This is a genomic window from Nonomuraea sp. NPDC049129, assembly GCF_040648495.1.
In the GTDB taxonomy this organism is placed as follows: domain Bacteria; phylum Actinomycetota; class Actinomycetes; order Streptosporangiales; family Streptosporangiaceae; genus Nonomuraea.
Window position 1 is genome coordinate 86344 of sequence record NZ_JBEZDU010000002.1, and the last position, 23683, is coordinate 110026.

The 23683-nt window shown below is 68.9% G+C and carries 24 protein-coding genes and 1 pseudogene; 6 read left to right on the plus strand and 19 right to left on the minus strand.

The window, feature by feature from the left end:
* Positions 1 to 14: 14 nt before the first annotated feature.
* The 5 genes from AB0B64_RS05470 to AB0B64_RS05490 all read right to left on the minus strand — a co-directional run bounded on the left by AB0B64_RS05470 (position 15) and on the right by AB0B64_RS05490 (position 8052).
* Positions 15 to 422 carry a DUF4440 domain-containing protein gene (locus tag AB0B64_RS05470; protein WP_358174910.1) on the minus strand — a complete coding sequence of 136 codons (408 nt, stop codon included), beginning with the start codon at positions 420 to 422 and terminating at the stop codon, positions 15 to 17.
* 238 nt (positions 423 to 660) lie between these two features.
* Positions 661 to 972: a hypothetical protein gene (locus tag AB0B64_RS05475; protein WP_357940468.1), complete on the minus strand. Its 312-nt coding sequence runs from the start codon at positions 970 to 972 to the stop codon at positions 661 to 663.
* A gap of 289 nt (positions 973 to 1261) precedes the next feature.
* The gene (locus tag AB0B64_RS05480) at positions 1262 to 1753 is read right to left on the minus strand and encodes a hypothetical protein (RefSeq protein WP_358174912.1); all 492 of its coding nucleotides are present in this window, start codon (positions 1751 to 1753) and stop codon (positions 1262 to 1264) included.
* A gap of 38 nt (positions 1754 to 1791) precedes the next feature.
* Entirely contained in the window at positions 1792 to 5568 is a 3777-nt protein-coding gene (locus AB0B64_RS05485) for a S8 family serine peptidase (RefSeq protein ID WP_358174915.1), read from the minus strand.
* A gap of 189 nt (positions 5569 to 5757) precedes the next feature.
* The gene (locus tag AB0B64_RS05490) at positions 5758 to 8052 is read right to left on the minus strand and encodes a glycosyl hydrolase family 28 protein (protein WP_358174918.1); all 2295 of its coding nucleotides are present in this window, start codon (positions 8050 to 8052) and stop codon (positions 5758 to 5760) included.
* 203 nt (positions 8053 to 8255) lie between these two features.
* On the opposite strand from AB0B64_RS05490, the gene AB0B64_RS05495 reads away from it, so the two are divergent.
* Positions 8256 to 8741, plus strand: coding sequence for a GNAT family N-acetyltransferase (locus AB0B64_RS05495; RefSeq protein ID WP_357940475.1), 486 nt, complete (start codon positions 8256 to 8258; stop codon positions 8739 to 8741).
* A gap of 132 nt (positions 8742 to 8873) precedes the next feature.
* On the opposite strand, the gene AB0B64_RS05500 is transcribed toward AB0B64_RS05495, so the two are convergent.
* Positions 8874 to 9170, minus strand: a complete 297-nt coding sequence (locus AB0B64_RS05500) for a hypothetical protein (RefSeq protein ID WP_358174920.1) — start codon at positions 9168 to 9170, stop codon at positions 8874 to 8876.
* A gap of 138 nt (positions 9171 to 9308) precedes the next feature.
* On the opposite strand from AB0B64_RS05500, the gene AB0B64_RS05505 reads away from it, so the two are divergent.
* A complete protein-coding gene (locus AB0B64_RS05505; protein WP_357940479.1) occupies positions 9309 to 9518 on the plus strand; it encodes a hypothetical protein in 210 nt (69 codons plus the stop codon).
* 369 nt (positions 9519 to 9887) lie between these two features.
* The gene (locus tag AB0B64_RS05510; protein WP_357940481.1) at positions 9888 to 10220 is read left to right on the plus strand and encodes a YnfA family protein; all 333 of its coding nucleotides are present in this window, start codon (positions 9888 to 9890) and stop codon (positions 10218 to 10220) included.
* Between the two features lie 171 nt (positions 10221 to 10391).
* Here the strand turns inward: AB0B64_RS05510 and AB0B64_RS05515 are convergent, their stop codons facing one another.
* From AB0B64_RS05515 to AB0B64_RS05570, 12 genes are all read right to left on the minus strand, one after another.
* Positions 10392 to 11492, minus strand: a complete 1101-nt coding sequence (locus AB0B64_RS05515; RefSeq protein ID WP_357940483.1) for a hypothetical protein — start codon at positions 11490 to 11492, stop codon at positions 10392 to 10394.
* Between the two features lie 2 nt (positions 11493 to 11494).
* Positions 11495 to 12487, minus strand: a complete 993-nt coding sequence (locus AB0B64_RS05520; protein ID WP_357940485.1) for an alpha/beta hydrolase — start codon at positions 12485 to 12487, stop codon at positions 11495 to 11497.
* A 23-nt stretch (positions 12488 to 12510) separates the two neighbouring features.
* On the minus strand, positions 12511 to 13530 hold the full coding sequence (locus AB0B64_RS05525) for a ferritin-like protein (protein WP_358174923.1): 1020 nt from the start codon (positions 13528 to 13530) through the stop codon (positions 12511 to 12513).
* Between the two features lie 133 nt (positions 13531 to 13663).
* Complete coding sequence (locus tag AB0B64_RS05530) at positions 13664 to 13951, minus strand: cupin domain-containing protein (RefSeq protein WP_357940489.1); 288 nt, start codon at positions 13949 to 13951, stop codon at positions 13664 to 13666.
* Between the two features lie 9 nt (positions 13952 to 13960).
* Positions 13961 to 14713: an SDR family oxidoreductase gene (locus tag AB0B64_RS05535; RefSeq protein WP_357940491.1), complete on the minus strand. Its 753-nt coding sequence runs from the start codon at positions 14711 to 14713 to the stop codon at positions 13961 to 13963.
* A gap of 72 nt (positions 14714 to 14785) precedes the next feature.
* Complete coding sequence (locus AB0B64_RS05540; protein WP_357940493.1) at positions 14786 to 15013, minus strand: helix-turn-helix transcriptional regulator; 228 nt, start codon at positions 15011 to 15013, stop codon at positions 14786 to 14788.
* A gap of 164 nt (positions 15014 to 15177) precedes the next feature.
* Positions 15178 to 15816, minus strand: a complete 639-nt coding sequence (locus AB0B64_RS05545; RefSeq protein ID WP_357940495.1) for a hypothetical protein — start codon at positions 15814 to 15816, stop codon at positions 15178 to 15180.
* Positions 15817 to 15895: 79 nt separating this feature from the next.
* Positions 15896 to 16810 (minus strand): RNA polymerase sigma-70 factor, encoded by a 915-nt coding sequence (locus tag AB0B64_RS05550; protein WP_358174926.1) that lies wholly within the window; start codon positions 16808 to 16810, stop codon positions 15896 to 15898.
* 42 nt (positions 16811 to 16852) lie between these two features.
* Entirely contained in the window at positions 16853 to 17569 is a 717-nt protein-coding gene (locus AB0B64_RS05555) for an alpha/beta hydrolase (RefSeq protein ID WP_357940500.1), read from the minus strand.
* 20 nt (positions 17570 to 17589) lie between these two features.
* Complete coding sequence (locus tag AB0B64_RS05560; RefSeq protein WP_357940502.1) at positions 17590 to 19236, minus strand: ferritin-like domain-containing protein; 1647 nt, start codon at positions 19234 to 19236, stop codon at positions 17590 to 17592.
* Positions 19229 to 19459 (minus strand): hypothetical protein, encoded by a 231-nt coding sequence (locus tag AB0B64_RS05565; protein ID WP_358174929.1) that lies wholly within the window; start codon positions 19457 to 19459, stop codon positions 19229 to 19231. Before AB0B64_RS05565 ends, AB0B64_RS05560 begins: the two co-directional genes overlap by 8 nt.
* Positions 19393 to 20031: a hypothetical protein gene (locus AB0B64_RS05570; RefSeq protein WP_357940506.1), complete on the minus strand. Its 639-nt coding sequence runs from the start codon at positions 20029 to 20031 to the stop codon at positions 19393 to 19395. Before AB0B64_RS05570 ends, AB0B64_RS05565 begins: the two co-directional genes overlap by 67 nt.
* 115 nt (positions 20032 to 20146) lie before the next feature.
* Between AB0B64_RS05570 and AB0B64_RS05575 the strand changes: the two genes are divergently transcribed.
* The 3 genes and pseudogenes from AB0B64_RS05575 (at position 20147) to AB0B64_RS05585 (ending at position 22927) form a co-directional block, all read left to right on the plus strand.
* Positions 20147 to 21055: a hypothetical protein gene (locus AB0B64_RS05575; RefSeq protein WP_358174932.1), complete on the plus strand. Its 909-nt coding sequence runs from the start codon at positions 20147 to 20149 to the stop codon at positions 21053 to 21055.
* A 32-nt stretch (positions 21056 to 21087) separates the two neighbouring features.
* Positions 21088 to 21825, plus strand: a pseudogene (locus AB0B64_RS05580) (SDR family NAD(P)-dependent oxidoreductase).
* Between the two features lie 679 nt (positions 21826 to 22504).
* Positions 22505 to 22927, plus strand: coding sequence for an antibiotic biosynthesis monooxygenase family protein (locus AB0B64_RS05585; RefSeq protein ID WP_225289055.1), 423 nt, complete (start codon positions 22505 to 22507; stop codon positions 22925 to 22927).
* Positions 22928 to 23120: 193 nt separating this feature from the next.
* On the opposite strand, the gene AB0B64_RS05590 is transcribed toward AB0B64_RS05585, so the two are convergent.
* The gene (locus AB0B64_RS05590) at positions 23121 to 23594 is read right to left on the minus strand and encodes a MarR family transcriptional regulator (protein WP_357940510.1); all 474 of its coding nucleotides are present in this window, start codon (positions 23592 to 23594) and stop codon (positions 23121 to 23123) included.
* Positions 23595 to 23683: the final 89 nt, after the last annotated feature.

The following is a 23683-nucleotide window of genomic DNA, read 5'->3' on the forward strand; positions in this document are numbered from 1 at the left end:
CCGGTATTGCCTGGTCATCTGTATCGCTGGGGGATGACCAGGCCGGGGCGTTCATCGTCCCAGGCCATGGAACTCATCTTCCACTCGCCCGCCAACCGGACGAACTGAGTTGAGATGAGGCCTTCTACGGTGAACCGCGCCCCGTTCAAGACGCCCTCTTTCCGGTAGGTGCTGAAACGATGAGCCACGTTGCCGAATGTCTCCGTTGTCGCCGCCGACTCGGTTTCGCGGAAGGCCGTGAGCTCGCCCGCCTCGAACAGCTTGCCGCGAGAAGTCGCGAATTGGGCGACGGTGAGGATTTCCGGGTCGCCGGGACCGCTCCTGATCAGCCTGCCGTCCATGATGAAGAGATCGTGGATCGCGGCGTAGGACGGCCGGCCACCCTTGTCGAACGAGACCGCCTTGAAGAAGGATTCGATCAATTCTCTAAGCTCGTCCATGAACGAGACCCTTTCACTGGATCAGCAGCTAGTCACCAGGGGTTCGCGAGATCCTGGCCTCGGTGCGGCGGAAACTTCCCGAAATCACCTGATCGGGATGGGTTTGGGGTTCTAGAGTCTGTCCGTGGCTCATGAGGACGAGGCGACGGTGGTCTGGGTGACCGAGGCGGAGGCGGCGGCCAATGTGCAGGCCGTTTCCGCCAGCATGATGGGGTGTGCCTCATTGAGGCGCATTCTCCGATCTAATCCTCTGTGCCACCAACCACAACCATATATAGCCGCCGAGGCATACCAGTTGAAGCGGGATCAGAGCCAGCACCAGCCAGCGAGGAAAGTCGAAGAAGGCAATGCTAGCCATGGCCATCAGAAACACCGCTAGCAAGCAGGCGGCCTTGGCAATCAGTTGGCCCGCTCTGATTCCACCCCGGTGACGCTGCCATCGTGCATGCAGCAGCTTAGTGTTCAGCGCCAGCAAACCGAACGCCCCGACCGCGCAGGCCATGACGAACGCTGCCCAGTGAAGTACGCCCATCCATGCATTCCAGGTCATCCGCCGGGGCCTTCCTGAAGAACTGGTTGCGAGGGCGGAGTAGTTCCACCCAATTGGGCGTTCTGCCGAACTGTCACTGTAGATCAAGGACGCCACCCCCGCTTCACATCGGCGTGATAGGCCATAGAAAGCACCCCTTGAGGGCCTTTCGCTCCGTCTGCTCGACGTGGCCGTCATCGCGGCTGCTGAGCGCCGTCGAGTACTCCCGAAGCTCACCGTGATCGACGGTCCTTCTTCTTGAGCATGTAGTGCGGGTACTTCAGTCGTGGCTCTACCAGTGACACCACGACTTCGGCGTATGTATGGCGGGTCCCCCGGCGGAATTTTCGGGGTATCCGGGCCGGCCCAGGTCGATGAGGTGGCGCAGCTTCCGGCGACTGTCACTGGCGATGGTCAGGGTAGCGCGTAGGCAGTCCTGGAGCTCTCGACGGAAAGCCTTTGAACCGAGCGCTCGATCATCGCCGAACAGACGCTCGACCGCATGCCGTTGCCAGTCGACCGCCGACTGGGAGAGCACCCGGCGGTCGACCCAGGTGCCGGCCAGTGGAGCTCCTCCAGGGTGAAGAAAGAGCTGACGTCCCGGAGCCGGCGAGGCCAGGGTGTCCTTGGGCTGCTGAAGTCCAGCATGCGTGTCGCGACGTGCAGCGCGGGACATGACAAGGTCGTCATGCTCGCGAACGTCGACCGTCGCGCCGTTCTCGGGCTCAAATTCGCTGCCATTGTGCCGGAACGGCTGGCACTGGACATGCGGGTAGGCGGCCACGGAACGCGAGCATCCCGTGGCCGCCGAAGCCGAAGAGGTTACTTCAGGCCGTACGCGCGGTCGACGGTCTGGGTGACCGTGCCGCCAGTCTTGTCTTCAGCGTTCACCCGCAGTGATACGAAGCCGCTGGTGGCGGCCAGTGCTGGGTGGAGGATGCGCACTCGGAAACGGCCGTCGCCGAGCTTGCGCACGTTCTCGGCCTGGCGCCAGGTGGTGCCGTCGTCGACGGAGTACTCCACCCGGGCCGAGCGTGCCTCCGAAGCCGAACGCGCCGCCGGGCGGGCGGTCAGCTCGAAGGTGAAAGGCCGCCCGGAAGAGGCCCGGTTGAGCAGGTCCACCGGCAGGTCGTACCTGAGTACCAGAGCAGGCTGGAACGCGCAGGCGGGACCGAAGCTGCACGTATGGTCGCGCGGCTTGCCGGACGGCGCTCCCGTCGAGGTGAACCGCCAGCCGGAGGTCACCTTGGGGGACAAGGTCCGGTAGGTGGTGTCCACCGTGTCCAGCCGGTACGCCGACGGTCCAGCGGGCACGGTGAACGAGCGGGGGCCCCAGCCTTGCACCGGGATCTCGGTGCCGCCCGCCACCAGACGGGGAGCGGAGGAGACCGTGCTCAGGTCGCTGTAGTGGCGCGGGTCCGAGTCCAGCCACTGCTCGGCGGGTACGAACCGGTCTCCGTCCCGGCACAGCGCGCAGGGCGCCGGCCCGACGGCGGCGCCGGGCACCAGCGGGGCCTTGAACCAGTCCTCGTCCGTACGGCCCGCCCTCCCGAACGTGTCCTGCGACCTGAGCTCCAGGCCCTGGTTGCCGATCGCGCGTGACCAGCGCACGTCGTCGCGGACCGGGCCGTAGTACTCGGTACGTTCGAAGGGCATCGTCACCCACTGGCCGAACGACAGCTCGGCGGCACCGGCGGACGTCGTCACCAGCAGGTGTCCCTGGGCGTTCGGCTGGTCGGCGTGGTAGCGGGTCTCGACGCGGGCCAGGCGGTCCCGGTCCAGCTTCTCCGGCTTGCGGGGGATCTTCCCCTTCGAGTCGTACCGCAGCCGGTAGAAAGAGGGCTCCCCGGAGTACGGCGTGAGCCGCAGCGAGGTCGCCCCACGCTGGACGACGGCCCGCAGCGCGCGACCCTGCGCCGCGTCCAGCCCGAACCGCAGGAACCTGGTGTCGGCGAAGCCCGGCAGCCGCGTCCCGGCCCCGTCGGCGTCGTAGAAGCCGATGAAACCGGCGGCGCCGCCCTGTTTGGCCAGCGCGGACGCCTCGTCCATCCGCGGGGTCGCGTCGCTGTACGGCGTCGGGCCGGTGCCCAGTGGCACCCCCACCAGGGCCAGCTTGCCGGTGAGGTCCAGGCCCTCGAAGTCCGCCGGCCTGCCCTGACCGGCGTAGACCAGGGGATAGGCGGTGGGCTTGGTGATGAGCGAGCGGACCGTGTCGACCTCGTAGGACGGGTCGAGGGTGAGCCGGCCCGCCGTGGCGCCGGCCAGCACGCCGGGCTCCATCTGCCACATGTGCGACAGGCTCATCGTGCCCGCCTTGACCGACGACACCGGCGTGGCGTACAGGTCCACGTGCCTGCCGTTCTCCGTGCTCGCCGTGATCGTGACGGGGGAGGGGCGGTCGGTGAAGGTCCGGACGTACTGGACCTTACCCTCGGCGTCCATGGGGGTGCGCGAGGTCGGCTTGAGCGGGACGGTGTCGCGGGCGTCCAGCTCGAGGGTCTGGTCGTCCTTCAGAGTCACGTCGCGGATGACCAGGGAGGTGCGGGTCCTCATGTAGGTCTCGTTCGCGACGGCGATCACCTCGTAGTCGCCGTCCGGGAGGTACTGCTCGCCGTTCCCGGTCAGGTCGAGGCGGCCGTAGTAGTACGCGTACGGATGGAAGGGGTCATCCGGGCTGTTGCTCCGCCGCAGCGGGACGATGTAGACCAGCGGCCCGAGCCGCCCGCCCTGGCCGGGACGGGAGGAGAACTCCTTGGCGCCGTACGAGTTGGTCAGGGAGATCTTCAGCAGGTGCGTGTCCGGGCCGGTGTAGTAGCTGAAGGGCGTGGCCAGCCGGGCGTCGCCCGCGGTCGCGGTGACCCAGCCGCCGTAGGCGCCCTCGGGGCCGAGGGCCGGGTTCACGGTGAGGTCGACGGTGGCGGTGCCGTTCGTGGGGACGGTGACGGTCTCCGCGCCCAGGCGGATCGCGCCCGCCGGGGTGGGGCCGCCGCTCCAGGCGCGGGTGTCGGCCTTCAGCGCGAGCGTGACGGGCGCGGCGCCGGTGTTGCGGTACGTGACCTTCTTGGTGACGCTGCCCTTGTCCCGTTCGAGGCGGAGGAAGTCGACGACCGGGTCGGCGAAGACGCTCTGGGTGACCGCGCGCCCGAGGTCCAGCCGTCCGCCGCCCTCCTCGAACCAGTTGTGCTCCGCGTTGCGCGCCGAGGTGGAGACGAGGGCGGCGCTCAGCTCGTCGGCGTCCCAGTCGGGATGCTGCTGGGCCAGCACCGCCGCGGCGCCCGCGACGTGCGGGGTGGCCATCGAGGTGCCGCTGAAGGAGGTGTAGCGGTCGTTGCCCGGAATGGACGGCTGGCCGGAGGTGCCGGAGCGGGCGGCGACGATGTTGACGCCGGGAGCCACGATGTTCGGCTTGACCGCGGCGTCATCGAGGCGGGGCCCGATGCTGGAGAAGGGGGCCAGGGTCGTACCGGTGACCTTGTCCACCGCGCCGACCGCGAGCGCCTTGTCGGCGGCGGCGGGGACGCTCACCGTCTGGGGCTCGCCCTCGTTGCCCGCGGCGGCGACGAACAGCGTGCCGTACTTCTTCGTCAGCTCGTTGACCGCCTGGCTCGTCGGGTCCGTGCCGTCTCCGCAGCACACGCCGAGACTCATGTTCACCACGTCGGCGCCCTGGGCCGAGGCCCATTCCATGCCCGCGATCAGCCAGGACAGCTCGCCGTAGCCGTCGTCGTCGAGCACCTTGCCGACGAGCAGCGACGCGGCGGGCGCGACTCCCCGGTACTTGCCGTTGGAGGCCGCGCCGGAGCCGGCGATGGTGGAGGCGACGTGGGTGCCGTGGCCGACCACGTCGGTGGTGTCCGGGGTGGTGGAGAAGTTCTCGGTGGCGAGGATGCGGCCGGCGAAGTCGGGGTGCCCGGCGTCGATGCCGGTGTCGAGGACCGCCACCTTGGTGCCGGCGCCGTCGAAGCCCTTCTGCCACGCGGTGGGGGCGCCGATGAGCGGGACGCTCTGGTCGAGGGACGCCTTGACGCGGCGGTCCAGCCAGATCTTGGAGATGCCGCTCTTGAGCGTGGCTCCTGGTTGGAGCGCTGACCACAGCTTGCCGGACTCGGTGGTCCGCACCGTCACGGCCGCGCCGTGGATGATGTCGAGCGTCCGGGTGCGCTCGGTGCCGGGCAGGGCTTCGGCGGCCTTCGCGCCGGGGTTGCCGCTGTACGTGATGATCAGGGGGATCGCCTTGGCGCGGTTCTCCCGTACGAGTGTCTCGACGTCGAACAGCTCCTCGTCGAGCGTGCCCGCGGCCACCAGGTCGGCGGCGTCGGACGGCATGACCAGGGTGCCTCCGTCGCGGTGGGGCAGCGTGGCGAACGTCACCGTCGAGCCGTCGGGCCGGGGCGCGGCCCGGGTGGCTAATTTCGGCGGCTCGCCGTTCTCGCCCGGCGTGAAGTCGACGACGTCGCCGGTGATCAGGGTGACGGTGCTGGGCTTGGTGGGTTCTGCGGGGTTGGTCGTGGTGGGCGGGGTCGCCGAGCTGGGTGTGGCGGCGGTGCAGAGCACGAGTGCCATACCGGTGAACACCGCGGCGATGCGGTTGTGGAACAAAAGAGAGGTCCTTTTGGTCTTTTGGGAGCGCTCCCAAGCGGCGCGCCTTGCTTGGTGATCTTTATATCGCGCGCCGTTGCCGCCGAGCCGCCGGGCTCCCGGTACCTCTTCACGAAGCCGCCGCCCCGCCGGTGGAGGCGGGGCGGCGGTCCGTTCCGCCCGCAGGAAGGCGGAAGGGGGAAGGTTCGCTCAGGCGACCGAGATCTTGTCCAGGTTCGGGCCGCCGCCGGCCGTGGTCGAGGTCGCCCGGATCACGTTGGCACCCGCGTTGAGCGGGACGGTCACCGTGGCGGTGCTCCAGGTCGTCCAGGCGCCGGTGGCGGGGAAGGCCAGCTCGTCGGAGGTCAGGACACCGTTGACCGTGATGTCCATCGGCCGGTTGGACGTGGTGCCGTTCGCGAAGCGCAGCACCACCGTGGCGTTGCCCGCCTGGGCGGCCGTCACCGCGAACTCGACGTAGCTGCCGACCAGGTTGTCATAGTTCACGAACCCGGTGCCGGTGAAGCCCGCGTGGTTGGACTCGACCACGCCCTGGGAGATCGTCGCGTTCTCCGCCTGGTACTCCGTGGGCGCGGGCCCGGCCACCTCGGTGTCGAGGTAGTCGAGGTTCGGGCCGCCGCCGGCCGTGGTGGAGGTGGCGCGTACGGCGTTCGCCCCCGCGTTGAACGGCGCGGTCACCGTCACGGACTGCCAGGTGGTCCAGTCCCCGGTCGGCGGGAACGGGAACTCGTCGGCGACCAGCACACCGTTGACCGTGATGTCCATCGGCCGGTTGGTCGTGGTGCCGTTGGCGTAGCGGAACGTCAGCGTGGTGTTGCCCGCCTGCGTCGCCGGCGCGCTCCACTCCACGTAGCTGCCGACCAGGTTGTCACCGTTGACGAAGCCGGTGCCGCTGAAGCCCGCGTGGTTGGACTCCACGACGCCCTGGGAGATCGTGGCGTCCTCCGCCTCCAGGAACTCGGTGCCGGGGTTGCCCGGCGTACAGTTGTCGGAAGAGCCGGTGGCGCTGACCCGCAGGGCCCCGCCGGCGGTGTTCTGGCTGTTCTGGACGCAATAGCCGGTGATCGTCTGGAAGACCATGTCATTCGGGCTGTTGCTGCCCCGCTCGGCCGTGAACCGGTCGAAGGTCACCGTGCTGCCCGTGTTGGCGATCACCGCGGGCCGGCAGTCGTTGGAGTTGAACTGGACCGAGCTGTCGACGAACTTGATGTCGTGCGCGTTGTGGATGTACCACCCGTACGCCGGCCGGGTGCCGATGCTGTTCGGGTTGTAGTTGGTCGCGTCGTTGCTCGGCACGCCGGTGCCCATGCAGCCGTTGCCGCCGGGGACGGTCAGGTCGACGTTGGTGAACGTGACGTTGCGGATCCGGTTGCTGGTGTTCGACTCGCCCCACAGGGTGGCGGTGAAGTTGTTGCCACTCTGGCCGGAGGAGGTGACGTTCTCGTAGGTGATGTTCTCGATGCGGCCGACGCCGGGGCTGCCGCCGCATCGTCTGCGGGTGCCGATCTTCTCGGTGATCGCCGCCCGTACGTTGGTCATCGTGATGTCCTTGTAGTGGACGTCGGAGATGACCGTGCCGTCCATCGACACCATGCCGAGCCCTGACTTGTTCGAGCCGTTGATGGAGATGCGCTCGAAGTGGTAGCCGGTGAAGTTGCCGCAGGTCTCCGAGCCGAACATCAGCGCGTTGCAGCACACGGCCGAGAGCTGGGCGTCGGTGACGGTGACGTTCCCGTTGGCGTAGGTCTGGCCGAGTGCCCAGTCGCTCTTGAAGACGAGGGCGTCGTCGTTGGCCGCGATGTTCGGGCGGCGGATCGTGACGTTCTGCGCGCTGATGACGTTCCAGCCGTCACGGTCGCTGGCGGTGTCGATCCGCAGGTCGTCCGAGGTGATGTTGTTGCAGGCGTTGGTGAGCATCGCGAAGTGGCCGCCGCGCCGCAGGCGGATGCCGCTGACCGTCAGCCCGTCGCACCGGGTGAGCGAGATGATCTTGTCCGCCTCGCCGGAGTTGGGGTTGCCGGTGATGAGGTTGCCGCCGCCGTCGATGGTGCCCGTCCCGACGAACCCGATGTTGGTGAGGCGGTCGCCATAGATCATCGCGTTGTGGAAGTGGCTGTGCCCGTAGTCCTGGTAGTTGTCGTTCGGGTTCGACTCCGGTGCGTCATAGTCGTCGTTGGAGGCGCCCATGATGGTGGAGCCGGCGTCGAGCTGGAGGGTGACGTTGCTCTTCATGTGGATGGTGTTGGCGGACTTGTACGTGCCCGACGGGAACTGTACGGTCCCGCCGCCGGCGCTGTTGGCCGCCGTGATGGCCGAGTTGATGGCGGAGGTGTCGTTCGTGGAGCCGTTGCCGGTGGCTCCGTAGTCCTTGACGTTGAACACCGCCAGCGCCCCCGCGGGCTGAGCGGGGATGACGATCGGGAACATCGCCAGAACGACGGCGGCAACCCATGCGGCTGCTCTTGGTAAGGCGGATTCGCTCATGGGGGTGTGTGCTCCTGCCTGACAGTCGGTTGCAGACCTGACGCTCAAGCTAGGCTCAAAGGTCGGATGTGACAAGGGATAGGATTTGGAAACATCCAGATCGAGGGGTTATCGGACATAAAACATCGGGTCTATAAGCGCCGAAATCACTGCAACCGGTTCCGGTGTTCTGGCGTTTGCCTCCCCCTACTACTCTGAGGCCCATGATTCGCCGCGCCACTGTTGACGACGTCCCCGCGATGCTCCAGCTCGTGCACGAACTGGCCACGTACGAGAAGGCCGCGCATGAGGTGCGGGCGACAGAGGAGCAGCTGCGCGAGGTGCTCTTCGGCGCTGAGCCCGCCGTGTTCGCGCATGTCGTCGAACACGACGGTGAGGTGGCCGGGTTCGCGGTGTGGTTCCTCAGCTTCTCGACCTGGCGGGGGACGCACGGGATCTATCTGGAGGATCTGTACGTCCGTCCCGGGATGCGCGGGTCCGGCTACGGCAAGGCACTGCTGGCCGAGCTGGCCCGGATCTGCGCCGAACGCGGCTACCACCGGCTCGAATGGTCGGTACTCGACTGGAACGAACCGGCCATCGGGTTCTACAGGAAGCTGGGCGCCGTACCGCTCGACGAGTGGACGATGTTCAGACTGACCGACGAACCGCTCAAGCAGCTGGCCGCGTACGCAGACGAACCGCGCTAGATCTCTCTGTCGCTGCGCTTCTCTCGGGGGCCGGCCTTCTCACGTGCGCCGGCCTTTCTCTCGACATCGGACCGCAGGCCGCTTCGGTGAGAGGCGGCCTGCGGTCGGTTCGCTCCGTGTGTCCAGCCCGCGTTACGTGCCCGCGTGCGTCCGTGGGCGCACACCGCCGGACGAGCGGTCGAACATCTCCACCTTCGCTTCCTCGTCGATCTCCATGTGCGTCTCCTCGATGCGGAGCGCGACACCCAGGGCGAGGAACGTGGGCGCCCACTGGCCGACGAAGATCCCCCAGCGATCCGCCCGGGCGAGGCTGGCCTTCTCCAGGTTCCTCGACATCATCCAGGACGCGATGGACGCACCGATCGACGCGACCCCGGCCGCGTACATGTAACTGGACCGGATGCCCATTTTGTGGAGCATTTTGATCATGATTCCCCCTTTGTTCTGGTCCTGTTACCCAAGGTCAGGAGGGGTAATCACGCGCCTTCGGCGTCGGCCAGGCGTCACTCAGGTCTCGGTGAGACCAAGTCGCCGCGATCTGTCGGTGGCGGCTGCGATAGTGGGGTCGTGCTTCACTCCTCTCTCCTCCTGCCCTGCCATGTCCGCGAGCTACCCGGCGACGCCATCGAGCTGATGCCCATCGTGCTGCCCATGACCTTGACCAGCTCTCAGCGCCGCCAACTCGCCGAAATCCTGCTGGCCGGGCTCGACGAGCCCGACGCGTGTCCCGCCGTCCTCCCCACCCGCCGCGGCCACTTCGTCCACGTGGCCACGTGACCTCCGTCCCGATGCTTTTGTCCCTTCTTTTACGGCACCGCCGGGCCGGCGCCACCCGCCGTACCGGGCCGGTGGCCTCCAGGGAGACGGCCTCTGACCCGTACGGGGCTCGGCGCCGTTACGGCGCATCGCCGGCCGTGGCCTTCCTGAAACGCTCGCTGTGACGGTACGGACAGCGGCAACCGGCGTTGACCGCACACCTCAGCCCGTAGCCGGATCCACCTGGCCGAGACCCGGTCGGCGGGTCCGCCGCGGTCGGAAGCTGCGGATGCAGCGGGAACGGCTGCGGATGCTGAACACCCGCCACGCTGCACCAGCCCCGGCAGACCGGTGAGGGGCTGGCCGCTGGGATGCGTTGTACTGCCTGTCATGACGATCGTCCGTTCCCTGGTGTTGTTCGCCCTGGCCGCACTCGCCGAAATCGGCGGGGCCTGGCTGATCTGGCAAGGCGTCCGCGAGCAGCGCGGCCTGGCTTGGGTCGGCGCCGGCGTCATCACCCTGGGGTTGTACGGGTTCGTCGCCACGCTGCAGCCGGATGCGAACTTCGGCCGCATCCTGGCCGCCTACGGCGGCGTCTTCGTCGCCGGATCGCTGGCCTGGGGCATGGTCGTCGACGGCTTCCGGCCCGATCGCTGGGATGTCATGGGCGCGCTGGTCTGCCTGGCCGGCGTCCTGGTGATCATGTACGCGCCGCGCGGCTGAGCCGCCTGGCGTTCTCAGAAATGAGTCATTTCTGAGAACACAAACAGTCACGACCGCCTTCGCGGGGGAGGTCACTCCCCTCCGCCTCCCTCCGGCCGCCCCTGTAGGAGGACAAGAGCGGTGCGCTATCCGCTGGCAGGACCGCGTGCGGGACGATCTCGAATGGCTCGCTCATGCGGGGTGGCCGGGGCTGAGCTCGTCATGGAAGGCGGTGCCGTGCAGGTAACGGTCGTAGACCGCGCCCAGCAGCTGGCCGGCGGCCACCCGCACTTGCCAGCCCGCGACCTCGTCGATCCGCTCGCGTGTCAGTTCGACCGGGCGCAGGCCCATCGTCAGCATGTCGGCCACGTGCCCGGGGGCGCCGTAGGGGTGAGGCTGGCCGGGCTGGACGACCAGCAGCGGATAGATCACGTTGTGGTGGCGGACACGGCTGGAGGTGAACCAGTCCGGCTCCCGCCCGGCGTCCAGTCCCTGCGGCGCCGGATCGTCCCCCCAGATGGGCAGCCCGGCATCGCGGGGAGCCGCGTTCAACGCGGCCTGCGCCCAGACGCGCGCCCGCCCACAGGACGGATGCGTCCAAGCCGGGATCACCAGATCGGGAGACTGCGGCCCGCCGGTTGTCGAGATCACCAGTCCCAGGTTGACCTCGGCCGTCACGGCGACGCCGATCGGCTTGTCACACAGCGCACAACGCAGCGGCCACTCGCCGCTCGCGATGCCTTCGGCCTGTGCGAGCAACTCGCTGACGTTCTCCTGGCTTAGCAGCACGTCTATGCCGGCGGCCACATGGTGGATCGCCAGTTCCGCGCTCACGGTTGAGGCGGTTTCTGGGCCCGGCTCTCCTGCCGGCGCATCACCGGATTCGGTCTCGGAGCCTGCGCGCATTTCTCGCAGGGTGTCGATGAGGACTGGCACGAAATCGAGCACGTCTTCCAGCACATCGGCCAGCACCGCACGATCCAGTCCTTCCAGGTGAGCCACCATCGCGCGGACACCGTCATTGCTGTGATCGGTGGCCAGCCTGTAGGTGGCCGCGGTCGCGTCACTGGAGGGCTGGCCGACAGGGCCGGGCAGCAGAGACAACACCGACCCGATGAGGCTCGCGGCCACCACCCGGGAGCACATGGGCGAGCGCGCGCCGTTGGCCGAGATGAAGGCGAGCCCGGTGATCCAGGGGGGCAACGACCTCCCGGAGAGCAGGAAGTCGAGGCTGCTGGAGACTCTCCTTCGCGCGGCCACCCCGACCAGCAGGACCATCGCGAAGTAGACCAAGATCAGCGCGTGGTCGACAACACCGGCGCCGATTCTCGCCGAGATTCTCCGGCTTTCAAGGCGGTCTTGAGGACGTCGATGGCCTGGGCCATGGCGGCGCTGGTGGCCTCGGTGGCGCGGAGGGGGTTGAGCATCATGAAGTCGTGCAGCGTGCCGTTGTAGCGGACGCTGGAGGTGGGCACCCCGGCCGCGATCAGCTTGCGGGCGTAGGCCTCGCCCTCGTCACGCAGCACGTCGTTCTCGTCGACGATGACGAACGCGGGCGGCAGGCCCTCGAGGTCGGCTAGGGAGGCGCGCAGCGGCGAGGCGGTGATCTCGGCGCGCTGGGCGGGGTCGCTGGTGTAGGCGTCCCAGAACCAGGCCATCGCCTTGGCCGTCAGGTACGGCCCGTCGGCGAACTCGCGGTAGCTGTTGGTGTCCTGGCCGGCGTCGGTGACCGGGTAGTACAACGACTGGTGCACGAAGTGCACGTCACCGCGCTGCTTGGCCAGGATGGTCAGCGCCGCGGTCATGTTGCCTCCGACCGAGTCGCCCGCGACGGCCAGCCGGGAGGGGTCCAGCCCCTCCTCGGCGCCGAACTTCACGATCCACTGGGCGGTGGCGTAAGCCTGCTCGATGGCCACCGGGTAGCGGGCCTCGGGCGAGCGGTCGTACTCGACGAAGACGACGGCCGCGCTCGCGCCGACGGCGAGCTCGCGCACGAGCCGGTCGTGGGTGCTCGCGTTGCCGATGACCCAGCCGCCGCCGTGCACGTACAGGACGACGGGGAGCGTGCCCGTCGAGCCGGCCGGCTTGACGATCCGCACCCGCACGTTGCCGACCCCGGCGGGGACGACGATCCACTTTTCGTCCACGTCCGGCTTGGCGATCGGGGCGGCCTGCAGGTCGTCGAGGATCTTGCGGGCGCCCTCGGGGCCGAGCTCGTACAGGAACGGCGGCTTCGAGGTGGCCTGCGCCACCTCCCAGGCGGCGGGCTCGAGGATGTGCTTGTTCATGATGTGCCTTCTTTCGGTATGGATCAGCTACGTGCTTCGCGCGGCACGTAGGCGAAGGTGGGACCGGCGCCGCCGGGCAGCGCCATCAGCGCCTGCGCCTGGGCCTTGAGCGTGAACATGGTGCGGGTGGCGTCCGTGAGCCGCTTCGGGTCGCCGTTGAATGCCTGCTCCAGCAGGGACAACAGGGTGCTGTAGGTGGTGTCGAACAGATCCTGCGCCGCCCGTACGGCACTGCCCTGCGCGGCGGGCCGCGGGTTGGGTGTCATCGGGAGCACGCCGTCCGGATCGACGCCGACCTCCTCGCCGGTCGGGCCGGTGTTCGGGGTGTCGCCCCGCTGGTAACGGCGGCCGAGCTTGAGCTCCTGGAAGCGGTAGTAGTGGGCGACCTCGTCCCGCTCGGGGCGGAGGACGTCCTGGTCACCGTCCCAGACCTCGCTGCGGGCGTTGCCTTCCCCCTGCTCGACGATCTCCTTGAGCGCGCCGAGCGCGGACTCCAGATCCTCGACGGCGAACAGCGATCCGGCAGTGTGACGGAAGCGGGCGCCGCTCACCTGCCGGGCCGGGTCGCCGCAGAAGACCACCCTCTCGCCAAGCGTGTCGCACAAGTAGCGCACCCCCTGCTCGATCGCCGCGTAGAACTGCCCGATCGTCTCGTAGCCCTCGTCCTCCGGCGGCGCGCTAGGTGCCGCCGGCTGCTCCAGGCGCAGGAACATCTCCAGCGCCTCCGCGCCGAACGGCACCAGCGACACCTCCAGATCGCTGTGCGGCAGCTTGCGCGGGTGCGGCGGCAGCATCCCCGGCATGTCCAGGCGCGGCGTGCCGCCGACGGCGTTGAGCAGGTTCGCCGCCAGCGCCAGGTGCAGCATCTCCTCCACGAAGACGCCGCTCACCACCTCGACGGCCGCCGGGTTACGCTCCGGATCCAGCGAGTACAGCGCCGTCAGGTACGGCGGCAGCGTCGCGTGCTCCAGCTCGATCGCCCACTGCAGGTGCTCGCGGAGGCTGCCGAGCGTGTCGATCCGAACCGGTCGTTCGTGGTTCATTCGTGTCATACCTCGGGTTGTTGGCATGGCGGATCGGACCGCCGGCCGATAGGCCGGCTGCCTGGTTCGATCCAGGGATCAGGCAGCGATGACGGCAGCCGGTGCCGTCACGCTGCGGGTACTTCGCCGGGGTTCAGGACGGGCGTGGCGCGCGGCGGTCCTTGCGCTGGGCCGGCTCGGCCTCTTCCACCAGCGTGAACATCGGCTTGCCCGGCTCGCACAGCATGGTGACCGTGTTCTCGCCCTCGAGGACGACGCCGAAGGCGGGACCCGGGTGGCGATGCGGCGGTGCGCCCGGGTCTCCGGGCGGGTACTCGATGACCACGGTCATCGCGTGCGCGCCCTCGGGGATGAACGGAGGCTGTGCCTCCTGCAGCACGGTCAGCGCCGTCTGCCACGCGGTCGATCGCGGCTTGTCCATCGCCCGGCCCTACTTCGCGGTGGACTGGTCGAGCCAGTCTTTGTAGGTGATGGTGCCGAGCTGCGCGCCCTCACCGGGCACCAGCGACCGCTCGCCGAGCACACTGCCGAAGTAGCGCGCCTGCGGGTCGGCGAGAACCTCGCGGGTGTCGCCCCAGGCGGCCAGCGCCTTGCGGAAGAACTCGTCCATCTTGTACTGGGTCGGTCCGGCGATCTCGATCCGGCCGTTCAGCGGCGTCCCCACCGCGGTCCTGCCGACCGCCTGGGCCACGTCGTCGCCCGCGATCGGCTGGAACAGCACCGGCGCGATGTGCACCTTGCCGTCGACCGTGCTCTCGTCGGCGATGCCGCGGGCGAACTCGAAGAACTGGGTGGAGTGCACCAGCGAGAACGGGATGCCCGACTTCTCGATCAGCTTCTCCTGGGCGATCTTCGCCGCGAAGTAGCCGTTTTCCGGCATCCGCTCGGTCCCCACGATCGACACCGCCACGTGGTGGCCCACGCCCGCGGCCGCCTCGGCCGCCAGCAGGTTGCCGGTGGAGGTCTGGAAGAATTTCATGACGGCCTCGCGCTCGAACGAGGGCGAGTTCGACACGTCGATCACGACCTGGGCGCCCTTCAGCACCTCGGCCAGGCCCTCGCCGGTCAGCGTGTTGACGCCGGTGTTCGGCGACGCGGCCACGGCCTCGTGGCCGTGCTCGCCCAGCTTCTTCACCAGCTTCGACCCGATGAGCCCGGTCCCGCCGATCACCACGATTTTCATTGTGGGCACCCTTCTGGCTTTCGGGGCGCTGTGGTGCGCCCCCCGTCGTCAGCTAAGACAAGGCAGCCCCTCTCAGTTGTGACAGGCTGCCTCCTGTTCGAGGACGAGCCTGGTGAGCGCGACGCGCGAGCTGATCTCGAGCTTGGTTAAGGCGTGCCGCAGGTGGGTGTTGACCGTGTGCGGCGACAGGTAGAGCCGATCGGCGACCTGCTTGTTGGTGGCGCAGCCCGCGACGAGCCTGACGATGTGCAGCTCGGAGGCGGTCAGGCTGTCCCAGCCCGTGGTCGGCCTGCCGGACACCGCGCGCGAGCGGCGCTCGCCCAGCCGCCGTCAGCGGATCTGGCCTGGCCGCTCGCCCATCCGTGTAAGGAACCGCCGCCGGTCACGGCGACGGGCGTGGAGTAGAGCGGCTTGAATTCCGCCCCGTTGTAGTCGTGGTCAGTGGAGAGGATCTGGTATGCCCTTCAGCGCCAACGCTGGAGTTTGTCGGGGTTGAGGATGATCCATACCGCCGTGACCTCGGCTCCGGCCACGCTCACGCTGACCACCGCCACGGCCCTGCCCGCCCGCCGCAGGACGAGCCCCGTCCTGCCGTTCACCGACCCGATGGCCGGCTCGGTTTCTGGCTGGTCGATCAGCAACGCCGTGACGACCCGCGTGACCGCCTCCGCGCCGTAAGTCGGCCGTACGGCGACGCACACCTTGCCGCCGCCATCGCTGACGACGATCGCGTCGGCGGCCAGGACTTCCCGCAGCGCCTCGGTATCGCCTGCCTGGCAGGCCGCGGCGAACCTGCGGGCCACCCGCTCGTGCCTGGCGAGCATCGCCTGGCCGTATCCGGCCTGGTGCGAGGTCGGACCGGGCACGGGCTGGGCCGGAGTCACCGGGCCGCCGGGCACGTGGTCGGGGTCGGCGAGGAGCTCCAGGCAGATGCTGCCCGCTGTCCGCGTCAGCCAGGCGCGTGGCACCGCGATGGCGGCGCGCTCCTCCTGGTCAAGGGCGTACCAGCGGCGATAGGTCTCCTGGACGACGTGGTCGGCCGTGGTGTCCGAGCCGAACATCCACAGGGCGATCTCGAGCAGGTGCTGCCGTTCGTCAAGCATCTCCGCCAGCGACTCGGGCCCGCCTCGGTCATGGTCTGCCGCCTCCTTCGTTGTTGGCAGATAAGACCGGATGGCCCCCTTACGTTGTGACAAAGCGGCTACGAGACCGCTCGAAGGCCTCGATCTTGGCCGGGTTGAGGATCCACAACAGGTGGTGGATCCCCTCCCTGGAGGCCTCGATGGCGAGCAGGGCGACGCCGCTGCCGCCCCGGGTGACGAGCACGCCTGGCAGCCCGTTCATCTCAACCCACGTGATGGCGGTGCCCGGCCAGAACCGCGGTGAGAACGCGGCCACGAACCTGGCCACCCGCTCATTGCCCAGCACGGGGAACTTGGCCGATCCCCTGATGCCGTCGCCGTCGGAGGAGCTGACGACGTCGGCGGCGAAGAGCTCCTCCAAGGCGCCGACATTTCCCGTCTGGGCGGCGTCGAGGAACGTCTCCAGAATGCGCCGGTGCTGGAGCCTGTCGATGGGCTTGTGGCGTACGGCGGTCATGCGCCTGCGGGCACGGCTCACGATCTGCCTGACATTGACCGGGGTGAGCCGCAGGATCTCCGCTATCTGCGGATAGGGGTAGTCGAAGGCCTCGCGCAGGACGTAAGCGGCGCGCTCGGTGGGATTGAGCCTCTCCATCAGCAGCAGGAAGGCCAGCTCCAGCGCTTCGCCGCGTTCGGCGCCGACGGTGGGGTCCAGACTGGTGTCCACGGGTTCCGGCAGCCAGGGGCCGATGTAGGACTCGCGCCGCACGCGCGCGGACCGGGCCAGGTTGATGGCCAGCCGGGTGGTGACCAGCGCGAGGAAGGCCGGCGGGTTCTCGACTGTCTCGCGGTCGGTGCCCTGCCAGCGCAGCCACACCTCCTGGACGATGTCCTCGGCCTCGGCCGCGCTGCCCAGCATCCGGTAGGCGATGCCGAACAGCCGCGGGCGCAGCTCGACGAAGGCGGACGCCGCTCGATCGAGAGCGTTCGCCTGTTCCGGGGATTCCGCGTTCATGTGCCCCACATCGATTCGCCCGTTGGCCTGGGCAGGGGTTCGTCAGCCTCGCGCGTGGGCGGCAGCGTCGAGGATGGTCGCTGTCACGGCGTCGGGCTGGGAGGCCGCGAGCGCGTGGGAGGCGCCGGCGACCTCGCGGGTGCCGCGAGAGTCCGCACGCTCGGCCATGAAGCGCAGTGCGGCGGCCGGGATGTTGAGGTCCTCGTCGCCGTGGACGAACCAGGACGGGATGGTGCGCCAGGGCGCCTCGTCGACGGCGAGCCCGTCGGACAGGGCGCGCTCGGTCACCGGCCGCTGGGTCGCGGCCATCAGCGCGGCCTCCTCGGTGTCGAGGTCGGCGCAGAACTGGCGGTGGAACTTCGCGGGGTCGATGCGGAGCTCGTTGCCGCCGGAGGCCACCGGGTAGGCCTGCAGCGCCTGGCCGAGCGTGCTGCCCTCGAACTTGCTCGACAGCAGCAGCGCGCTCTCGCCGGGCTCGGGAGCGAAGGCGGCGACGTAGACCAGGGCGCGCACGGCTGGGTTGCCCGCCGCCGCCTGGCTGATCACCATGCCGCCGTAGGAATGACCGGCCAGGACGACAGGGCCGCCGATGCCGTTGATCACGTCGCGCAGGTAGGCGGCGTCGCCCTCCACGCTGCGCAGCGGGTTGGCCACGGCGACCGTGGTGAGCTGGTTGCTGCGCACGCGCTGGATGACGCGGTTCCAGCTGGCCGACTCGGCGAAGGCGCCGTGGACGAGGAGGACGACGGGTTGGTTCATAGGATTGCCTTTCTGGTTGTTCACTCGTGGAAGCCGATCTCGCGGTGGGTGCCGTCGCACAGCGGTTTGTTGCCGGAGTGGCCGCAACGGCACAGCGTCATCCGGTTCCTGGTCTCCACGGGCCGGCCGTCTGACCGGGTAATGGGTATGCCGCCGGTCACCCACAGCGCGCTGGCCAGGCCGTCCTCCTCCTTCAGCACCGAGATGGCGCGCGGGAGGTCGGCTTCGATCGTTTCTCCGCCGCGTTCGAGTGCGTAGCTGTAGGAGCCGGAGGGACAGTGATCGATGCGGCCCATGACGTCGGAGCGCACGTCGCTGTCGGCGGTGTCGTCGAGCATCTTGGCGATGGGCCTGGCGCGGCCGATGCAGAAGGCGGCGTGGACGCACAGCTCGCCGACCCGCTGCGCGGAGATGCCGACGCCGTCGTGTACGTGCTGCAGCTCCTGGTAGGGCCGCATCGGCGCGGCCTCGGTGCCGTCGAAGCCGATCGCGGCGTGGGTGCCGTCGCAGAACGGCTTGGCGCCCGAATGGCCGCAGCGGCACAGCGCATAGGTCTCCTCGGTCTCCAGCGGCTCGCTGGTCTTCCAGGTGAGCGCGTTCTTCTGCTCGGCGGAGACGATCTTCCGCTTGCGCCGCAGGGGGATGCGGCCGTACACGACGTACGGCCCGTTGCGGAGCACGACGATCCGCTGGTGGTCGCCCGCGCTCCAGCGGCGCAGCTCGGGCGGGACGTACTCGAAGGTCGGGCCGCCCCGCCGCATCAGCTCCTGCGCCTGGGCCTTGAGCGCGTACATCTCACCGGTGGCGACGGCGAGCATCCTCGGGCTTCCGTTGAAGGCGAGCTCCAGCAGATGGAGGATCGCGCAGTAGGTGTGGTTGAACTCCTCCTGCGCGGCGCGGTCCGCAGGGTTGGGCGTCATGGGGAACACCCCGGTGAGATCCACCGAGAGCATCTCACCGGTGGGCCCGGACTCAGGGGTGTCCCCGCGCCGGTAGCGGCGGCCGAGCTTCAGCTCCATGAAGCGGTAGTAGTGGGCGACCTCGTCCTGGTCACCGTCCCAGACCTCGCTGCGGGCGGTGCCCTCTCCCTGCTCGACGATCTCCTCAAGCGCGTCCAGCGCGGAGGCGAGGTCGGTGACGGCGACCAGCCTGCCGCCGGTGTGGCGGAAGTGGCCGCCGCTCACCTGCCGGTCCGGGTCGCCGGAGAAGACCTCCTTCTCGCCGAGCGTGTCGCACAAGTAGCGCAACCCCTGCTCGATCGCCGCGTAGAACTGCCCGATGGACTCGTAGTTATCGTCTTCCGGCGGGGCTCCGGGCGGTGCGGGCTGTTCCAGGCGCAGGAACATCTCCAGCGCTTCCGGGCCGAACGGCACCAGCGACAGCTCGAGGTCGCCGTGGGGCAGCTTGCGGGGGTGAGGCGGCAGCATCTCGGGCGTGTCGAGCCGCGGGGCGCCGCCGACGGCGTTGAGCAGGTTCGCCGCCAGCGCCAGGTGCAGCATCTCCTCCACGAAGACGCTGCTCAGCACCTCGACGGCCGCCGGGTTGCGCTCCGGGTCGAGGGAGTACAGCGCCGTCAGGTACGGCGGCAGCGTCGCGTGCTCCAGCTCGATCGCCCACTGCAGGTGCTCGCGGAGGCTGTCGAGCGTGTCGATCCGTGGCTCAGGCAACGTCGCCACCCGGCCGCGAGCCGTCCTCCAGCACCACGACCGCGTCGCGCAGCACCCGCAGAGCGATCTCCTCGCGCTCGACGTCCGCCGGGTCGTACAGCCACTCGGTGACCGGCCGCTCCATCTCCTCCTCCGGGTGGCTGGCCTCGGCGATGATCAGCTCCTCCTCGATCTCGACGTGGAGCTCGTACAGGACCTCGTTCTCACCGTTCGGGGTGCACATGTCTCCTCCATGGGTTGTACGGCCGGCCTGCTGACCGCGTGGATCAGCCGGACGGCGATCTGGCCGGTGGCGAACAGGCGGGCGAAGCGCTCGCCCTGGCGGGCAGCGAGCGCGTAGGCGGGATCAGCCTGGTGGCGGCGGGCGACTACCGCGGCGACCTGGTCGGCGCGCCGCGACCACGACAGAGGCGCCCGGCCGGGCTGGTCGAGTTGCTCGAGAACCTCGAACCCGGCGCCTTCGAGCAGCGCGTCGAGCTCCCGGCAGGTGGGAAAGTGGTTGCCGTCGGGGGCCTGGAGAACCTGCGGGGCGGTCGGCATCGGCTCGATCAGGATTGGCCGGACCCCGAACCGCTCGGCCGCCCAGGCCGCCGGCCCGCCGACTCCCGCGCCCACATCGAGCAGCCGCATCCCGGGCGCCAGCTCGCACGCCTCGGCCAGCCATGCCAGCGCCGCGGGGCTCGCGCTGCCACGGCAGGCAGCCGGTACGGCATGCCGCTTCCCGAGCAGCTCGACGGCGTCGGCGGTCCAGCCCGCGACATCGTCGAACTCGGCGACCATCGCCAACGCGGTCACAACAACTTCCCCCGTTCAGTGATGTGGCCCGATCGCCAGCTAAGACAGGACAGCCCCGGCATTTGTGACAAGATCCGGCTACTGGACGAGCTTTCCCACGGTCGAGACCTCGCGCATGAGCGCCGCGATCTCGGCGGGAATCGGCGGGATGCTCTCCCGGCGAGGGGTCGCCGACCGGCTCGGCCGCCGCGACCAGCAGGAGCAGCCGGGTCTGCGCGGGCAGGCCGTCGATCCTGTCCAGGAAGCTCTGCTCGATCCGGCCAGGCAGCGTCTCGGCATCCAGGAGGCCGAACCCGCCCGCCAGATCACGCGGCAGCTCCAGCAGGGCCAGCGGGGTTCCCCTGGTCTCGGCCACGAACCGGTCGCGGACGTACTGATCGATCTGGACGTGCGTCACCGAGGTCAGCAGGGCGTGCGCGTCTTCCGCTGTCAGGCCTGTGACCTCGAGCTCCGGCAGTCCGAGCAGGTCCTGGGACCGCTCGCGAGAGCCGAAGACGAGGGCGACAGACTCCGCGAGGAGCCGCCGGGCGACGAAGCCGAGGACCTGCCTCGAGGCCCGGTCCATCCACTGCGCGTCGTCGACCACGCAGAGCAGGGGACCCTTCTCCGAGGCGTCAGACAGCAGGCTCAGTACGGCCAGCGCGACCAGGAAGCGTTCGGGCGGCGTTCCCCCTCGTATCCCAAAGACCGTCTCGAGGGCGTCGCGCTGCGGTGCCGGAAGGGCAGCTGTCACAGGCCTGGAGGCTGTCCGGTCTTAGCTGGCGACCGGGCGCAATCAGGTGGCCCGGCGGATGAAAGGGATCCCGATGAAGATCGGCGCCGCCGCACCCGCACTCCTGGTAGTGACGTGAGCCGTTATCAAGACGGCGACAACCGCGAGGACTCCCGGTCCGTTTCACGGCCACCATGCTGTGTGGCCCCGGCAAGCCGGTGCTCGTCCTGGTGGACGACGAAGAGCTCGCTCAATGCAAGTACCGCCGCGCTCCTCGCCCGTCCTGAGCACGGCCGAGCTATTGCGGCATGACGAAACCTGTGAACCCCTCCGGAAAGGAAGCCATGAGCAACACGTTGAATGGACTGGTCGTCCTCGTCACTGGAGCGTCGTCGGGCATCGGCGAGGCCACTGCGCTGGCCCTCTCAGCGGAAGGGGCACGTGTCGCGGTCGGGGCCCGGCGTGCCGACCGGTTGGAGTCGCTGGCGCGCAAGGCGCCCGGTGAGGTGCTGGCCCTCGAACTGGACGTGACCGACCAAGAGTCGGTGCGGGCCGCGGTCGCGGCGACCGTCGAGCGCTTCGGCGCCCTGGACGTCCTGGTGAACAACGCCGGGGTGATGCTCAACGGCCCGATCGTGGGTGCGGACATCACGCAATGGACCCGCATGGTCGAGACCAACCTGCTCGGCTCGATGTAGATGGTCCATGCGCGTCTGCCCCACCTGTTGGAGCGCAGGGGCACGATCGTGCAGGTCTCCTCGACCTCGGGCCGGATCGCGTCGGCCTACGCCGGTGTGTATGCCGCGACGAAGTTCGGCATCACCGCCTTCTCCGAGTCGCTGCGGCAGGAGGTCACCACCCGGGGTGTGCGTGTCGTGGCCATCGAGCCCGGCTTCGTCGCCACCGAGCTGACCGGCCACAACACGGACCCCACGATGCGGGCCGCCGCACAGAACATGGCCGCCTCCATGCGCACCCTGCAGCCCGAGGACATCGCCAACGCCGTCGTGTACGCGGTCACCCAGCCGGAGCACGTCGCGGTCAACGAGATCCTCATCCGCCCGACCGACCAGATCCAATAGGGGAGTGACACCGGCCCTCGGCGGTCTGCTCGGATTGCTCAGCGCGGGCGGTCGCCGTCGTCCGCGCGAGCGAGTGCTTCCCAGGCGACGGCGTCCGCCTCCTCCCACTCGGCCAGGGCTGTACGCATGCGCTGCTGGGCGGCGGAGGCGCGGATGGCTTCAACCTCAGCCGCGGGGATGGTCCCTCGACCGGCTCATTGGCACGCATTACGTGCCCGTGCCCCCCGCGCACGCAGGGACGGTCCATGGCCGCTCCCGTCGTCCCCCGCGAGGCGGCGGGTGTGACGCGGTCACTCCAGCGATCACGCACGTGAGGGCGTACGTGCGCGCTCCCCCTATTAGAAGGAGAGGCCATGCGGCGCAACCGGGATGCCACCAAGCCGTGGAGACTTGGCCGCGTACCCACGCCCGCCCCAGGATCTTGAAGATCAGCGCCATCTGGCCCTGGAAGAGCGCGTTCCTCACCTGCCCGAAAAGCCTTTGTGCGCTCCCAGCACCCGGCTGACCAGCGCAAAGACACCCCGCCGAGCACGGAAGGAGTGACCACACCGCCCTGGGCCCATGGAAGCCGACGCCCACCCAAGCGCCTCGGGCGTCCACGACACGCCGTACGGAAACACAAAACGGATGGTCAGGCGAAAACCACCGCCAAGCGGAGGCCCTCACCCGAGTCGGCTTGATGGCTGAGGCATCGAGGTCAACAGCCGGCTGGTGTCACAAATTCGAGGCGTCGCCGGTCTCCATGGGTATGAGTCAATCCCTGGAATCGAAGACCGGCGTTGACGGGCCAGTAACTGTGATCAAGAGCTACACCGTGCCGGCGGACGAAGCCGACTATTTCGTTGAGGTGTACCAGGAGAACGCCCGAATCATGTCGACCCAGCCCGGCTTCCTCCGCTCCCGCCTGCACAGGCCACTCGCCGACGCCCCTGAGGCGCGGTTCGTCCACATCGCCGAGTGGACCTCGGGCACCGCGCTCGACAAAGCCACCGGCAATCCCGAGTGGCATGCCTCGCTGCAGCGCATGTTCGACGATCCGGGCCTTCACATCACCTCAGAACCTGCCAGCTATCGCGTCGTTGTCGAACTTCACCCCTCCTGAAGAGACGAGCACAACCAACCGCCGCACGTTCTTGAGGCGCACGTCGGTCGCCGCCGCAGTTCCCACCGCCGCCTCGCTGCTCGGCGGTTCTCGGGCACCGCTGCCGCGACCGACTCGCCCGGCCTTCCGGACTACGCGCCGGTCCCTTCCGCGTCGGGCGGGCCCGTGCCCAACGCCGACGGCTACTTCGTGATCACAACGAGCAGTCCCGCTCCCGGTGCTCGTCGAGTGCGCGGAGCACGTCGGCGCAGGCCTGCGCGAAGCCGGCCAGCCGTTCGGGCCCCAGCACGTCGACGACCAGGGCGTGAACCATCTCGGTGTGCTCGGGGACTGCCTTGTTGATCGCTGTGTAGCCCTTGTCGGTGAGCCGCACGTCGGGGTAGCGGCGGTCGTTGGAGTCCACTCGCTCGACCAGCCCGCGTTGCGCCATCCGGGTGAGCTGGTGGGACAGACGGCTCTTCTCCCACTGGGTCGCGGCGGCCACCTCCGCGACGGGCATCTCCCGCCGCTCCGACTCCGTGAGCCGGACCAGGACCTCGAAGTCGGCCGCGGACAGGTCGCACTCGCGCTGCAGGTGCTGCTGCAGGTGCGAGCCGAGGTGCTTGGCCATTTCGATGTACGTGCGCCACATCCGGTCGGTCTCGCCGAGTTCCTGCTCCCATCCCATGACGCCCACTCTACCCGTTGCTTGACGTATCAACCTGGCGCTGTATGGTGGCCGGGTTGATACATCAACCTGAACACGTGAGGGTTTGT

Excerpts from the sequence above, each read along its gene's own strand:
- AB0B64_RS05475 (WP_357940468.1), bottom strand. The coding sequence starts at position 972 with ATGGGCGTACTTCACTGGGCAGCGTTCGTCATGGCCTGCGCGGTCGGG.
- AB0B64_RS05490 (WP_358174918.1), bottom strand. The coding sequence starts at position 8,052 with ATGAGCGAATCCGCCTTACCAAGAGCAGCCGCATGGGTTGCCGCCGTC.
- AB0B64_RS05495 (WP_357940475.1), top strand. The coding sequence starts at position 8,256 with ATGATTCGCCGCGCCACTGTTGACGACGTCCCCGCGATGCTCCAGCTC.
- AB0B64_RS05500 (WP_358174920.1), bottom strand. The coding sequence starts at position 9,170 with ATGATCAAAATGCTCCACAAAATGGGCATCCGGTCCAGTTACATGTAC.
- AB0B64_RS05510 (WP_357940481.1), top strand. The coding sequence starts at position 9,888 with ATGACGATCGTCCGTTCCCTGGTGTTGTTCGCCCTGGCCGCACTCGCC.
- AB0B64_RS05520 (WP_357940485.1), bottom strand. The coding sequence starts at position 12,487 with ATGAACAAGCACATCCTCGAGCCCGCCGCCTGGGAGGTGGCGCAGGCC.
- AB0B64_RS05525 (WP_358174923.1), bottom strand. The coding sequence starts at position 13,530 with ATGAACCACGAACGACCGGTTCGGATCGACACGCTCGGCAGCCTCCGC.
- AB0B64_RS05530 (WP_357940489.1), bottom strand. The coding sequence starts at position 13,951 with ATGGACAAGCCGCGATCGACCGCGTGGCAGACGGCGCTGACCGTGCTG.
- AB0B64_RS05535 (WP_357940491.1), bottom strand. The coding sequence starts at position 14,713 with ATGAAAATCGTGGTGATCGGCGGGACCGGGCTCATCGGGTCGAAGCTG.
- AB0B64_RS05545 (WP_357940495.1), bottom strand. The coding sequence starts at position 15,816 with ATGCTTGACGAACGGCAGCACCTGCTCGAGATCGCCCTGTGGATGTTC.
- AB0B64_RS05550 (WP_358174926.1), bottom strand. The coding sequence starts at position 16,810 with ATGAACGCGGAATCCCCGGAACAGGCGAACGCTCTCGATCGAGCGGCG.
- AB0B64_RS05555 (WP_357940500.1), bottom strand. The coding sequence starts at position 17,569 with ATGAACCAACCCGTCGTCCTCCTCGTCCACGGCGCCTTCGCCGAGTCG.
- AB0B64_RS05565 (WP_358174929.1), bottom strand. The coding sequence starts at position 19,459 with ATGTGCACCCCGAACGGTGAGAACGAGGTCCTGTACGAGCTCCACGTC.
- AB0B64_RS05575 (WP_358174932.1), top strand. The coding sequence starts at position 20,147 with ATGAGCGCCGCGATCTCGGCGGGAATCGGCGGGATGCTCTCCCGGCGA.
- AB0B64_RS05585 (WP_225289055.1), top strand. The coding sequence starts at position 22,505 with ATGGCTGAGGCATCGAGGTCAACAGCCGGCTGGTGTCACAAATTCGAG.
- AB0B64_RS05590 (WP_357940510.1), bottom strand. The coding sequence starts at position 23,594 with ATGGGATGGGAGCAGGAACTCGGCGAGACCGACCGGATGTGGCGCACG.